Annotated in this window: 8 protein-coding genes; 3 read left to right on the top strand and 5 right to left on the bottom strand. The window is 38.4% G+C overall.

The annotated features are described in order from the left end of the window. Window positions 1-26 precede the first annotated feature (26 nt). Genes ABN212_RS04665 through ABN212_RS04655 form a run of 3 tightly spaced genes read left to right on the top strand, consistent with a single transcriptional unit; the run spans window position 27 to window position 8,367 of the window. Window positions 27-2,192 (top strand): autotransporter outer membrane beta-barrel domain-containing protein, encoded by a 2,166-nt coding sequence (locus tag ABN212_RS04665; protein WP_349442953.1) that lies wholly within the window; start codon window positions 27-29, stop codon window positions 2,190-2,192. A gap of 11 nt (window positions 2,193-2,203) precedes the next feature. Further along, window positions 2,204-5,269: a chondroitinase family polysaccharide lyase gene (locus tag ABN212_RS04660; protein ID WP_349442952.1), complete on the top strand. Its 3,066-nt coding sequence runs from the start codon at window positions 2,204-2,206 to the stop codon at window positions 5,267-5,269. A 56-nt stretch (window positions 5,270-5,325) separates the two neighbouring features. After that, window positions 5,326-8,367 (top strand): chondroitinase family polysaccharide lyase, encoded by a 3,042-nt coding sequence (locus ABN212_RS04655; RefSeq protein ID WP_349442951.1) that lies wholly within the window; start codon window positions 5,326-5,328, stop codon window positions 8,365-8,367. A 2,228-nt stretch (window positions 8,368-10,595) separates the two neighbouring features. On the opposite strand, the gene ABN212_RS04650 is transcribed toward ABN212_RS04655, so the two are convergent. The 5 genes from ABN212_RS04650 to agaF form a co-directional block, all read right to left on the bottom strand. Continuing rightward, the gene (locus ABN212_RS04650; protein WP_198630343.1) at window positions 10,596-11,657 is read right to left on the bottom strand and encodes a glycoside hydrolase family 88/105 protein; all 1,062 of its coding nucleotides are present in this window, start codon (window positions 11,655-11,657) and stop codon (window positions 10,596-10,598) included. A 17-nt stretch (window positions 11,658-11,674) separates the two neighbouring features. Further along, window positions 11,675-12,430 carry a 2-dehydro-3-deoxy-D-gluconate 5-dehydrogenase KduD gene (gene kduD, locus ABN212_RS04645; protein WP_109371232.1) on the bottom strand — a complete coding sequence of 252 codons (756 nt, stop codon included), beginning with the start codon at window positions 12,428-12,430 and terminating at the stop codon, window positions 11,675-11,677. A gap of 93 nt (window positions 12,431-12,523) precedes the next feature. Then, window positions 12,524-13,354: a 5-dehydro-4-deoxy-D-glucuronate isomerase gene (gene kduI, locus ABN212_RS04640; protein ID WP_109371234.1), complete on the bottom strand. Its 831-nt coding sequence runs from the start codon at window positions 13,352-13,354 to the stop codon at window positions 12,524-12,526. A gap of 43 nt (window positions 13,355-13,397) precedes the next feature. Beyond that, complete coding sequence (nagA, locus tag ABN212_RS04635) at window positions 13,398-14,567, bottom strand: N-acetylglucosamine-6-phosphate deacetylase (protein WP_198625877.1); 1,170 nt, start codon at window positions 14,565-14,567, stop codon at window positions 13,398-13,400. Further along, entirely contained in the window at window positions 14,564-14,998 is a 435-nt protein-coding gene (gene agaF, locus ABN212_RS04630) for a PTS galactosamine/N-acetylgalactosamine transporter subunit IIA (RefSeq protein ID WP_109371238.1), read from the bottom strand. Before agaF ends, nagA begins: the two co-directional genes overlap by 4 nt. Between the last annotated feature and the right edge of the window lie 65 nt (window positions 14,999-15,063).

Here is a 15,063-nt window from a genome sequence, read left to right as displayed (position 1 = left end):
CATATAATTGTTCATGGAGTTATATTGTGAAAAATAAAAAATTGTTATTTTTGAGCGCTGCTATTTTATCAGCTATTTATGGTTCTGCGTGGGCTACTGATTGTGATCCTAATTTAAATATCTGTGAAACCGTTAATGTTAATAATGGCAATAATGCTCAAATAGATAAAGATGTCACAGTTTCACAAGGTGATGGCGTTGTATTTAATGGTTCATCAACAGAATATAAAGCTCAAGCAATCACAAAAAATATTACCGTAACGGGTGATGGAGCCAGTGCAATCAAAATAAATCAGGGTGCCTCTTTTAGCAGTAATATTAATTTAAATGGTGCTAACGTCACCAGTGAAAATGGTACAGCAATACTTGTTGAAGGCAATTTTCCAAAACGAGGTACTGGTGTTTATATTAGAGACGGCGCCATTATTCGAGGAAAAACAGCGGCTATTGACTTTAGAACACTGAATACAGGTTTTAGAAGTGATGTAAATGGTGAGATCCACGGTGATATTCTAGGAAATGGTCACGTTGACACTAAAATAAACTTTGCTTATCAAGGTGGTGCTCAAAATGCTTTATTTGATGGATACAAAATCACAGGTGTTCCATTAATTGAAAATCATGGCAATTTAACTATCCAAGGAAAAGATAGAACAATTCATTGGGAAGGTAATTTCATGAATAAGGAAAATAGTCAGCTTATTTTCCGCCTTGATGATAATACCAATACTGATGACGCTATTCTCCATGTTGATGGTGATGTCACCTTTAAAAAAGGTAGCCAAGCTAAATTAGATTTTAAAGGAACCAGTGTCGATAATATCATTAACAAAGATATCGTATTAATTTCTTCAAATTCCGCCATTAAAGACGAAGCTGGTATCACCGTTACTGATGCTAATGCCATTGCACCTGATGTTTCTCCTTTATTAGAAAAAACAGATTCATGGTTAGAAACCACACCGCCGAATATTAGTGGTGGCGTTAGTGGCAATCAGTTAGTTGCACGTTATGGTATTAGTTATGAAGGCGGCAATAATTTTATTAGTGCAGCAGAACGTGGCAATGTAAGTGAAAATGGATTAGCTGCAGCAAACTTTGTTATTCCAACCGTATTAAATGAATTTAATAATACGCGTAACCAAATTTCAGATGAAGCACTGAGTTTATTAGTCGCCGCAGGAAATGACGATAATAATATTGCCGCATTATCGAATGATTTAGCCCCTATCGCTGATGGTAGTGATATTCAAGCGGGATTAATCATGGTTGAAGATATGCGCAATAATATTGCTCATCGCTATTTACGCTATGATAACCAATTACCTATTGAAGAAAGAGAAGCTGGCTGGAATAGCTGGGCTAATATGCTGTACGGTTACGGTACACAAAGTAATCAAGGTGGCATTAACGGTTACAACACTTACCGCACAGGTATTCAAATCGGTACTGATTACGAAATTAATCAAGATGCTCTTATCGGCGTTTCTTTGGCTTATAACTACGCCAAAGCTGACGCGAAACAACGTAACGCAAGTAAAGAAATTAACCATTTTGAATTTATGCCTTACACCGGTTGGTATAGTGACACATTATTCCTAAACGGTAATTTAAATATTGGTTATTACACTGTCGATAGCGAGCGAGATATCGGCGGCAATACCGGATGGCAAGGAAATACCAAAGCAAAAGGTGATTATTCTGGTGTGCAATTAGGTTATCAGATTAATGCAGGAACCTATTTTGATTTTGATTTCATCCATATTAAACCAATGCTGACTTACCAATATCAATGGCTAAATATTGATTCGTGGGAAGAAACAGGTTCGGCATTATCAATGCGTACTTATGGTCAACGCTACGCAGTTAATCAATTAGGGGGATCTGTTGCTTTATGGAATAGCTATCAAACCTCTTATGGCAAATTAACACCATCACTTAATCTCCGTTATTTCAAAGATATTGCGGGGGAAAATAATATTAATCAACGCCACAGCCTCACTTATTTTAATACTGGAGGAAGCACTTTTGATATTAAAGGAAATGCCGTTGGCGGTGACATTATTAGTGCAGAATTAGGTGCCAATCTCGATATTACCAACACGCTAAATTTAGGCACAACGATGGGATATCAGCGTTATGACAAATTCAATGAAGGGCGCATTGGTTTTACTGTTAGCCAGCGTTTCTAAGGAGAATAAATATGCCGATATTTCGCTTTACTGCACTTGCCATGACGTTGGGGCTATTATCAGCCCCTTATAATGCAATGGCAGCAACAAACAATCCTGCATTTGATCCTAATAATCTGATGCAGTCTGAAATATATCATTTTGCCCAAAATAATCCGTTAGCTGATTTCACAACAGATAAAAACTCAACACTGACGTTATCTGATAAGCGTAGCATTATGGGAAGCCAATCCCTTTTGTGGAAATGGAAAGGTGGAAGTAGCTTTACTTTGCATAAAAAGCTGATTGTACCGACAGACAAAGAAGCCTCTAAAGCATGGGGACGTGCATCTACACCTGTTTTATCATTTTGGCTTTATAATGAAAACCCCATTGATGGCTATCTCACTGTTGATTTTGGTGAAAAACTCAACGCCAACAGCGAAGCGCAAGCGGGCTTTAAAGTAAAACTGAATTTTACGGGTTGGCGCGCAGTGGGTATTTCACTAAATAACGACCTTGAAAACCGTGAAATGACATTAAATCCCATGAATACCTCGTCAGATGGCTCTCAAGATAGCGTCGGTCGTGCTTTGGGTGCAAATGTTGACAGTATACGATTTAAAGCCCCGTCTAATGTGGGGCAAGGCGAAATATATATCGATCGTATTATGTTTTCTATCGATGATGCTCGCTATCAATGGTCTGATTATCAAATAAAAACACGCTTATCAGAGCCAGAAATTCAATTTCACACCGTACAGCCTCAATTACCTGTAACACCTGAAAATTTAGCGGCAATTGACCTTATTCGCCAACGTCTTATTAATGAATTTGTGGGTGGCGAAAAAGAAACAAATCTCGCGTTAGAAGAAAATATCAGCAAGTTAAAAAGTGATTTTGATGCACTTAACATTCACACTTTAGCGGATGGTGGAATACAAGGGCGACATCTGATCACGGATAAACAAACCATTATTTATCAGCCAGAAAACCTTAATTCTCAAGATAAGTCGCTTTTTGATAATTACGTTATTTTAGGTAATTACACGACATTAATGTTTAATATCAGCCGTGCTTATGTTCTTGAAAAAGATCCGACACAAAAAGCCCAGTTAAAACAGATGTACTTATTAATGACAAAGCATTTATTAGATCAAGGCTTTGTTAAAGGGAGTGCATTAGTCACAACTCATCACTGGGGATATAGCTCTCGTTGGTGGTATATATCTACATTATTAATGTCTGATGCCCTAAAAGAAGCCAATCTACAAACTCAAGTTTATGATTCATTACTGTGGTATTCACGAGAGTTTAAAAGTAGTTTTGATATGAAGGTAGGAGCAAACAGTTCAGATTTAGACTATTTCAACACCTTATCTCGTCAGCACTTGGCTTTATTATTGCTAGAGCCTGATGATCAAAAGCGCATTAACTTAGTTAATACTTTCAGTCATTACATTACTGGTGCATTAACTCAAGTACCGCCAGGCGGTAAAGATGGTTTACGTCCTGATGGTACAGCATGGCGACATGAAGGTAACTATCCGGGTTACTCTTTTCCTGCTTTTAAAAATGCCTCTCAGCTTATTTATTTACTGCGTGGTACACCTTTTGCTGTTGGTGAAAGTGGTTGGAATAACCTGAAAAAAGCCATGGTTTCGGCATGGATCTACAGTAATCCTGAAGTAGGATTACCTTTAGCTGGGCGGCATCCGTTTAATTCACCGTCATTAAAATCGGTTGCTCAAGGCTATTACTGGCTTGCAATGTCTGCAAAACCATCACCTGATAAAACGCTCGCTTCTATTTATCTTGCCATTAGTGATAAAACGCAAAGTGAATCGAGCGCTATTTTTGGTGAAAATATTGCACCAGCAGCACTTCCTCAAGGATTCTATGCCTTTAATGGTGGTGCCTTTGGTATTCATCGTTGGCAAGATAAAATGGTGACACTAAAAGCGTATAACACCAATGTTTGGTCATCTGAAATTTATAACAAAGATAACCGCTATGGTCGTTATCAAAGCCATGGTGTAGCCCAGATAGTCAGTAATGGCTCACAGCTTTCACAAGGCTATCAACAAGAAGGTTGGGATTGGAATAGAATGCCAGGAGCAACCACTATTCATCTTCCTCTTAAAGAGTTAGATAGCCCTAAACCTCATACGTTAATGCAACGTGGAGAGCGTGGATTTAGTGGAACATCTGCCCTTGATGGTAAATATGGCATGATGGCATTTGATCTTATTTATCCTGCTAATCTTGAGCGTTTTGATCCTAACTTTACGGCTAAAAAAACTGTATTAGCGGCGGATAACCATTTAATTTTTGTCGGTAGCAATATTAATAGCAGCGATAAAAATAAAAATGTTGAAACAACGTTATTCCAACATGCCATTACACCAACATTAAATACCATCTGGATTAATGGGCAAAAAGTTGACAGTTTCCCTTATCAAACCACGCTAAAACAAGGTGATTGGATCATCGATAGCAACGGTAATGGCTATTTAATTACCCAAGCAGAAAAAGTGAATGTCAGTCGCCAACACCAGACCTCGGCTGAAAATAAAAATCGCCAACCAACGGAAGGGAACTTCAGTTCAGCGTGGATTGATCACAGCGTTCAACCTAAAGATTCCAGCTATGAGTATATGGTCTTTTTAGATGCGACTCCTGAAAAAATGAGAGAAATGGCAGAGAAGTTCCATGAAAATAATGAGTTATATCAGGTTCTTCGTAAAGATAAAGATGTTCATATTATTTACGATAAACTCAGCAATGTGACGGGATATGCCTTTTATCAATCTGCATCAATTGAAGATAAATGGATCAAAAAGGTTGATAAACCCGCGATTGTAATGACTCATCATCAAGGAAATACACTTACTGTCAGTGCCGTTACACCAGATTTAAATATGACACGACAGAAAGCCGCAACACCTGTCACAATTAATGTCACCGTTAATGGAAAATGGCAGTCTGTGGATAAAGATGGTGAGGTAAAACATCGCGTTTCTGGTGAGAATACCGAACTCACTTTCACCAGTTATTTTGGTATTCCACAAGAAATTAAACTCTCACCTCTCCCTTGATTTAACCTTTAAAGGAACGCATTCGCGTTCCTTTTTTATTTGCAGGAAATCTGATTATGCTAATAAAACATCCTTTAGCCCATGCTATTACACTAAGTTTCTGCTTATCCTTACCCGCACAAGCATTACCTTCTCTTTCTCATGAACCTTTTGGTGATCTTTACCTCTTTGAAGGTGAAATACCAAATACATTAGTCACTTCAAATAGCAATCAATTATCGTTAAGTAAAGAACATGCCAAAGATGGCGTTCAATCACTCAAGTGGCAATATCAACCACAAGCAACATTAACACTTAATAATCAAGTAAATTATCAGGATGATAAAGATACCGCGACACCACTCACGTTTATGATGTGGATTTACAATGAAAAACCACAATCATCGCCTCTCACATTACAATTCAAACAAAATGATCAAGTGGCATTAAGTTTTGATACTCAACTTAATTTCACAGGATGGCGCGGTATTGCAGTTCCCTTTCGTGATATGAAAGGCACTGCAACAGGAAAATTGGATCAATTAGTCATTACGGCACCAAATCAAGCTGGAACTCTCTTTTTCGACCAAATTATTATGAGTGTACCGTTAGACAATCGCTGGGCAGTTCCTGATGATAATGTGCCTTATGTTAATAATGCAGTAAATACCATGGTCAGTAAAAACTGGAGTGCTTTACTGATGTACGATCAGATGTTTAAAGTGCATTATCCAACTCTAAATTTCGATACTGAGTTTCATGATGATCAAGCTGAAATGGCATCAATTTATCAGCGTTTTGAGTATTATCAGGGAATTAACAGCGATAAAAAAATCACCTCAAATATGCTAGATAAAAATTTAACACTCTGGGAAAAATTAGAATTAACACAACACGCTGATGGATCAATAACAGGAAAAGCACTAGATCACCCCAACCGGCAAAACTTTATGAAAGTTGAAGGCGTATTTAGTGAAGAGACGAAAAAAGCATTACTTGATGCCAATATGCTAAGAGATGTAGGTAAAACGCTTCTTCAAACTGCTATTTACTTGCGTAGTAATTCCTTATCAGTAGCCGATAGAAAAAAATTAGAAGATCTTTATTTATTAGGAACTCGTTACGTTCTTGAGCAAGGTTTTACACGAGGTAGTGGTTATCAAATTATTACTCATGTTGGATATCAAACCAGAGAGCTTTTTGATGCATGGTTTATTGGTCGTCATATTCTGGCAAAAAATCATCTTTTAGCGCCAACGCAACAGGCAATGATGTGGTACAACGCCACAGGCCGAATTTTTGAAAAAGACGATGAGATCGTTGATGCAAACGTTGATATTCTCAACACACAATTACAGTGGATGATAAAAAGCTTACTGATGTTGCCAGATTATCAACAACGCCAACAAGCCTTAGCGCAACTGCAAAACTGGCTAAATAAAACCATACTAAGTTCAAAAGGTGTTGCAGGTGGTTTCAAGCCTGATGGTTCTATTTTTCACCACTCGCAGCATTATCCAGCGTATGCGAAAGATGCTTTTGGTGGTTTAGCTCCTAGTGTTTATGCGCTAAGTGATTCCCCTTTCCGTCTTTCATCTTCAGCCCATGAGCGTTTAAAAGATGTGTTATTAAAAATGCGCATCTACACTAAAGAGACACAAATTCCCGTGGTATTAAGTGGCCGCCATCCTACTGGATTACATAAAATAGGGATCGCACCATTTAAATGGATGGCATTAGCCGGTACACCTGATGGCAAACAAAAATTAGATACCATATTGGCTGCGGCCTATGCAAAATTAGATAACAAAGACAGTTTTGAAGGTATTAAAGCTGAAAATGAACCCACTGGCGCATGGGCGATGAACTATGCTTCGATGGCGATACAGCGTAGAGCCTCTATTCAAGCCCCCCAACAAAGCTGGCTTGCTATCGCTCGCGGATTTAGTCGTTATCTTGTTGGTAATGAAAGTTATGAAAATAACAATCGTTATGGGCGCTACTTACAGTATGGTCAATTGGAAATCATACCCGCAAACTTAGCACAATCAGGATTTAGCCATGCAGGATGGGATTGGAACCGATATCCGGGTACCACGACAATTCATCTTCCTTATGATGAACTTGAAGCAAAATTAAACCAATTACCGAGTGCAGGTATTGAAGAAATGTTGCTTTCAACAGAAAGCTATTCTGGTGCAAATACATTAAATAATAACAGTATGTTTGCCATGAAATTACATGGTCACAGCAAATATCAACAACAAAGCTTAAGAGCTAATAAATCCTATTTCTTATTTGATAATAGGGTTATTGCATTAGGATCGGGCATTGAAAATACGGACAAACAACATAAAACAGAAACCACACTGTTCCAATTTGCTGTTCCTAAATTACAATCTGTGATAATTAATGGCAAAGAAGTGAATCAATTAGGTACTCAATTAACTTTAAATAATGCAGATACTTTAATTGATCCTGCGGGTAACTTATATAAGCTCGCTAAAGGTCAAACTGTAGAGTTTAGTTATCAAAAACAACATTCACTCGATGATAGAAATTCAAAATCAACAGAACAACTATTTGCAACAGCCGTGATCTCTCATGGTAACGCACCTAGTGATGCGACTTATGAGTATGCGATAGCGATTGAGTCACAAGATAATAAAGCGCCTGAATACACTGTATTGCAACATAATAATCAATTGCATGCGGTAAAAGATAAAATCACCCAAGAAGAAGGGTATGCTTTTTTTGAAGCGACACAATTAAAATCACCTCAAGCAATATTATTATCGAGTGATGCACCTACTATGGTGATGGCTAAAGCACAAAACCAACAGTTAACATTGAGTATTGTTAATCCTGATTTAAATTTATATCAAGACATTGAAGCTGACCAAATTGATAATAATGGAAATCAAGTCGAAGTCAGTGTTTATTCTCGTAAATGGCTAACGGCCGACTCTAAACCAATAAGCAGCACAGTTACCGTAAAAGGCGTGTGGAAATTAGCAACATCTCAATCAGGTGTTATTATTAAACATCAGAATGATAATACGCTTATTACTACTACGACAATACAAGCAACACCTATTGTAATTAGTTTAGTTAAGTAAATACTTTAATATTTCAATTAAAACCCTTCGATATAAAAATACCGAGGGGTTTATTATATTAGCGAATCAATTATTTATTTAAAATAACAAAAATAAATCGAATGATTTATTATTGATAATAAATGTGTTGTCTCAAATAAATATTTTGCTATTCTCTGCGCGGGTGCTTGGATCAATCTGGTTCAAGCATTTTGCAAGCACCAGAAAGAGAAAAGCCCCGGAAAATATATTTCATATTAACCGAGGCGGACTCAAAAACAGACAATTTGATTCTGCCTCCATTTTTATCGGAGCGCAAGAGGAAATGAAGAAATATTCTTTAATCGGACTAATGATCGTCACGATGATAATATCGAGTAACGTATTATTAGAGAATACACTTTTTGTTTATTCATACCCAATAATGGATATTTAATGATTCAGGTTAATATATCTTTTATTTTATATTAATCTTGTGGGGGAGCGTTCCCCCACAATTTCCTTTTCCATTATTGTGTGTTCATCTAAGCACCCTAATTTACAATAAGAGGTAACAGATTGCTGTTACCTCTTATTTTATTAATTACACCCGTTAACGAATCAATTATTTATTTAAAATAACAAAAACAAATCGAATAATTTATTATTGATAATAAATGTGTTGTGCCTACTGATTATTTTGTTATTCTCTGCGCGGGTGCTTGGATCAATCTGGTTCAAGCATTTTATAAAGGCCAGAAAGAGAAAAGCCCCGATTATGTTATTTAACATTAACCGAGGCGGACTCAAACCCAACAATTTGATTCTGCCTCCATTTTTATCGGAGCGCAAGAGGAAATGAAGAAATATTCTTTAATCGGACTAATGATCGTCACGATGATAATATCGAGTAACGTATTATTAGAGAATACACTTTTTGTTTATTCATACCCAATAATGGATATTTAATGATTCAGGTTAATATATCTTTTATTTTATATTAATCTTGTGGGGGAGCGTTCCCCCACAATTTCCTTTTCCATTATTGTGTGTTCATCTAAGCACCCTAATTTACAATAAGAGGTAACAGATTGCTGTTACCTCTTATTTTATTAATTACACCCGTTAACGAATCAATTATTTATTTAAAATAACAAAAACAAATCGAATAATTTATTATTGATAATAAATGTGTTGTCTCAAATAAATATCTTGCTATTCTCTGCGCGGGTGCTTGGATCAATCTGGTTCAAGCATTTTGCAAGCTCCAGAAAGAGAAAAGCCCCGATTATGTTATTTAACATTAACCGAGGCGGACTCAAAAACACACAATTTGATTCTGCCTCCATTTTTATCGGAGTGCAAGAGGAAATGAAGAAATATTCTTTAATCGGGCTAATGATCGTCACGATGATAATACCCAGTAACATATTATTGGAGAGTACACTTTTTGTTTATTCATACCCAATAATGGATATTTAATGATTCAGGTTAATATATCTTTTAGTTTATATTAATCTTGTGGGGGAGCATTCCCCCACAGTTTCCTTTTTCAATTATTGTGTTTTACTCTAAGCACCCTAATTTACAATAAGAGGTAACAAATTACTGTTACCTCTTATTTTATTAATCACACCCATTAACGAATCAATTATTTATTTAAAATAACAAAAACAAATCGAATGATTTATTATTGATAATAAATGTGTTGTCTCAAATAAATATTTTGCTATTCTCTGCGCGGGTGCTTGGATCAATCTGGTTCAAGCATTTTGTAAGACCCAGAAAGAGAAAAGCCCCGATTATGTTATTTAACATTAACCGAGGCCGACTCAAACATGACAACTTGATTCTGCCTCCTTATAGAGGAACTGTCAAGAAAATGAACAAATATTCTCTTATTAGTATGATTGTTATTAGTATAAATATCACCATATTGCTGATAATTTTATTCTATAATAATCCAATTGAGAATTTCACGATTAATAGTGAATATATAAATGTTCAGGTTAAGTTTATTAATAATAAACACTAACCTTGTGGGGGAGAAATCCCCCGCAGTTTTCGAATTAAGTTATTACGGTTTAATCTAAGCACCCTAATTTATAGTAAGAGGTAACAGATTACTGTTACCTCTTATTTTATTAAATTAAATATAAAAAAAAGCCGACCCCTATTTTTGGTCGGCATCCTAATAAGGAAAATATTACACGGAAGGCATAATAGAGCGTGTAAAAAAACGAAGCGTCAATATCAAGGGTCTAGCTATTTCACGAAAGTTTTAACACTTCACTCCCTGCTAATAAATAAGCACCAGCACCATAATCCATATTATGTTCAAACTTCACTTCACGAGGGTTAAATGCCGGAAGTTGAACCCAGCCTATCATGCCATTGTCATGAATACAGGTTTGTAATGCCACCCATGCTCTATTTAATGCAGGAAAATAGACTTCTTTCTCTAATACTCCCTGATTAATTCCCCATGCTAGCCCATAACAAAATAGCGCTGTTGCTGAACTTTCAGGCGCAGGGAAATTATCAGGATCTAATAAACTGGTTCGCCAAAAACCATCTTCATGTTGATAATCTAGAATGGATGTCGCTAATTCTTTAAACAGTACAATATAGCGTTCACGACCATGATAATCATCAGGCATATATTGAAGAATACGAGGAACTGAAGCTAAAACCCAGCCAATACCACGGCTCCAAAATACTTTTTCACCGTTAGCTTCACGCATTTCATTTCCGTGACCATCAGGGATATAGCGATGATCACGGAAAATAAGCCCTGTTTCAGGATCACGTAAATGCTCAATCGCATCCCAATAAGCTGTGTGCATATAATCTAAATAACGTCGCTCACCCGTTATTTCTGATAATGCAGCAAACCCTGGAGGAGCCATAAAGAGCGCATCGCACCACCACCAATCTTCACGACCCGGCTTAGGATCATTAAGCATAATGTCGAATGCTTTAATGGTTGGCTCAATCACTTCAAGTTGCTCAAACAGCGGACTTATGGCGAGATAAGCTTGAGCACAGACATGATCATCCGCAAAACGTGCATTTGGTCCTGTTCGAAATCCTGTATGCAACGTGTAATTTAACACACCATTAAGATACTCTTCGTCTTGCGTTGCCTGCCATGCAGCACTTACGCAACTCCATAAAACACCGCGTTCCCAATCCGTATCCTTTATAAAACGAGTTTTACCACTACGGCGGCGAACACTGCGAACTTGATTAGCCGATTGGTAACGATACACTCGCTTCATATTTTGCAATACGATACCTTTTTGCAAAGCCTCTGTATTAGCGTGTTCCATCCTATTTCTCCATGAATTTAACGAGCTAACCAACCACCATCAACCGCAATTGTGTATCCATTAACATAATCACTGGCTTTAGAAGCTAAGAAAATCGCAGGACCTGCAACGTCTTCTGGGGTTCCCCAACGTCCTGCAGGAATACGTTCTAAAATAGCTGCATTACGTGCATCATCAGCACGTAAAGCAGCCGTATTATCTGTTGCCATATAGCCCGGAGCAATCGCATTAACGTTGATGTTGTATTGAGATAACTCGGTCGCTAATGCACGAGTTAATCCCATCACCGCAGATTTACTTGCTGTGTAAGAAGGTACACGAATACCACCTTGATAAGAGAGCATAGAGGCAATGTTAATTATCTTGCCACCCTCTCCTTGTTTCACAAATTGGCGGGCAACTTTTTGTGATAAGAAAAACAGTGTTTTCTGGTTAATATCAATAACATCATCCCAATCTTTTTCACTAAACTCCAAAAGATCTTCTCGACGAATAATGCCTGCATTATTGACCAGAATATCAAGACGGCCCATAACTGAAACCGCTTCATCTACCACAGCTTGTAATCCATCTTGTTTCATTAAATTTTGTGTAATGTAATGAAAACGACGACCCAATGCTTCGACTTGCTGACGCGTTTCGGGTGCATCTTGAATACCGACACCCACAATATCAGCCCCAGCTTGCGCTAAACCAACGGCCATACCTTGCCCTAGCCCTGTATTACAACCTGTGACAATGGCAACCTTGCCACTTAAATCAAATAAATTCATATCAGTAACCTCTCAGATGTGGCCTTATAGCCACACCTTTTTTATCTGTAGGGTAAGAAAAAATGTGACTATTCGTAGTTATTTCAGTGGTAGTTATTTCAGATCTTTCATTGCAACGTGATCCATATCGTGGAATACCTGATTTTCACCGACCATTCCCCAAATAAAGGTATAGGACGCAGACCCCACACCTGAATGGATTGACCAACTAGGGCTTATCACCGCTTGTTCATTACGAACCACTAAATGACGGGTTTCGGTTGGCTCTCCCATATAATGGAAAACGACATTGTCATCTTTCATATCAAAATAGAGATACACTTCCATACGGCGTTCATGGGTATGACATGGCATGGTGTTCCATAAACTACCAGGCTCAAGAACGGTCATGCCCATTGATAATTGACACGTTGGTAACACTGAAGGGTGTAAGAATTTATAGATAGTACGAACGTTACAGTTTTCTACATTACCAATTTTTTCTGGCGAAGCTTGTTGTTGCGTAATTTTACGCGTTGGATAAGTATGATGAGCAGGTGCGCAGTTCATATAAAAACGCGCTGGCGTTTCTACAGAATCACTGGTGAATTCAACAGATTTTGCGCCCATTCCGATATAAATGGCTTCACGAGGGCCAATCTCAAACACTTCTCCATCAACAATCACTTTACCTGCGCCACCAATATTAATGGCACCTAATTCACGTCTTTCCAAAAAGAAATCAACGCCTAATGCTTTACCTGCCATTAATGCTAAAGGTTGTGTTGTAGGAACAATACCGCCAACAATAATACGATCTATATGGCTATAAGTGAGATTCATTTCCCCTTCACAGAATAGGTTCTCAATCAGGAACTCCTTACGAAGCCCTTCTGTATCAAGCCTTTTAGCGTGTTCACTATGAATTGGCTGACGAATTTCCATTATAAATACCTCATTTTTACTGATGGGAGCATAAGCCAAAAGGCTATGCATTTTCCCCGGATACAGAGTAAATATGATTTCCTCTGATGAATGTATCGGTGAGATGAAAACACTCATCCACCACAGCAAAGCTGGCTTGTCGACCCGCTTTGATATAACCCAATTGATCGCTGATACCGAGATATTCGGCAGGAATTGCACTCGCCATTTGTACCGCTTCCCATTCGGGCACATGCGCTAGTTGCACCATATTTCGCAATGCACTATCTAGGCTACAAGTGCTTCCCGCCAAAGAGCCATCTGCGGTTTTTGCCTGACCTTGAGTCACACTGACCGTTTGTGCGCCCAGTGTGTAATCACCATCAGGTAAACCACCCGCACGCATACAATCAGTAATTAAGGCAAGCTGCTGATATCCTTTCATGCGATACGCCAATTGCATCATGACAGGATGAACATGAATGCCATCAGCAATAAGTTCAGCTAAAACATTGTGATACAACACTGCACCACAACATCCAGGCTCACGATGGTGAAGCCCTGTCATACCGTTATATAAATGCACGCCACAATCAGCACCATGCAAAAATGCATCTGAAGTTTGCTCATAAGTTGCCGCGGTATGCGCCACACTTGGCTTAATACCTCGCTTGACCAACCAATCAATCGCCTCCATAGAGCCTTGTGCTTCAGGTGCAACAGCGACACGCAATAGCGTATCTCCCGCACTTTCGAGTAATGTTTCTAGCTCTGAAATTGTCGGCGCTTTGAGATATTTAACAGGGTGAGAACCTCGATGACGCTCTGTAAAATAAGGTCCTTCTAAAAAGCTCCCAAGTAACAATGCGCCCGAAGTTTGTGGCGTTGATAAGAACTCACGCACTTGTGATAACGCGTCACGAATATCCTCCATAGGCGCGGTAACGGTTGTCCCCACCCATGCAACGACGCCCGTTTTAACAAGCGCATCCGCAATGGTTTGTAACCCTTGTTGAGTGGCATCCATTACATCCGCCCCTTCACGGCCATGAATATGAATATCCACAAAACCAGGTAATAACGATTTCCCTTTTAGGCGAATAATAGGGCAATCTGTCGGTGCCTCTGTGGTGATTGATTCAATATTTTCACCCTTAACACGGACATAACAGAGATAGCGAATACCTTCTGGCGTAAAGGTTCTATCGGCTAAAATGGCATATTGCTGACTCATAAGCCGTCTTCTTCATCAGCATCATTACTGTCTATTTGAGCCAATTGCTCGCGAATATCTTGAATACTGTCTTGACCAATTTCTCGTAGCGTTTGCACTAGTTCTGAGGTTGAACATCCTTCTCGTTCAAAAGCTGCATTCACAATCATGGGTAAATTGACCCCAGCTAACACTTCAACTGCGGGATTTTGCATCATAATTGCCATGGCACGATTACAAGGGGTTCCACCGGGTAAATCGGTTAAAAAGAGATATTGCTGGCATGACATTGAGTCGATCGCTTCACGCATTTTTTCTTCAAGCTCATCAGGAGAGATTGACTCAACAAAATCGATAAACGCGATATCTTCTTGTTCGCCTGCAATAGCCTTTACAGCAGAAGCCATGCCTGAGGCAAAATTAAGATGTCCTGAAACAATAAGACCTATCATGAGTGACTCCTTGCGGGCAGCAGAAGGCTCTCCTGCCCGTTTATAGCAAGTTAATAATGTATTTC

The sequence above is a fragment of the Proteus genomosp. 6 genome (assembly GCF_040139785.1).
Taxonomy (GTDB): Bacteria; Pseudomonadota; Gammaproteobacteria; order Enterobacterales; family Enterobacteriaceae; genus Proteus.
The sequence above is the reverse complement of the archived record's forward strand: the minus strand, read 5'-3'. Positions and strand labels throughout refer to the sequence as shown.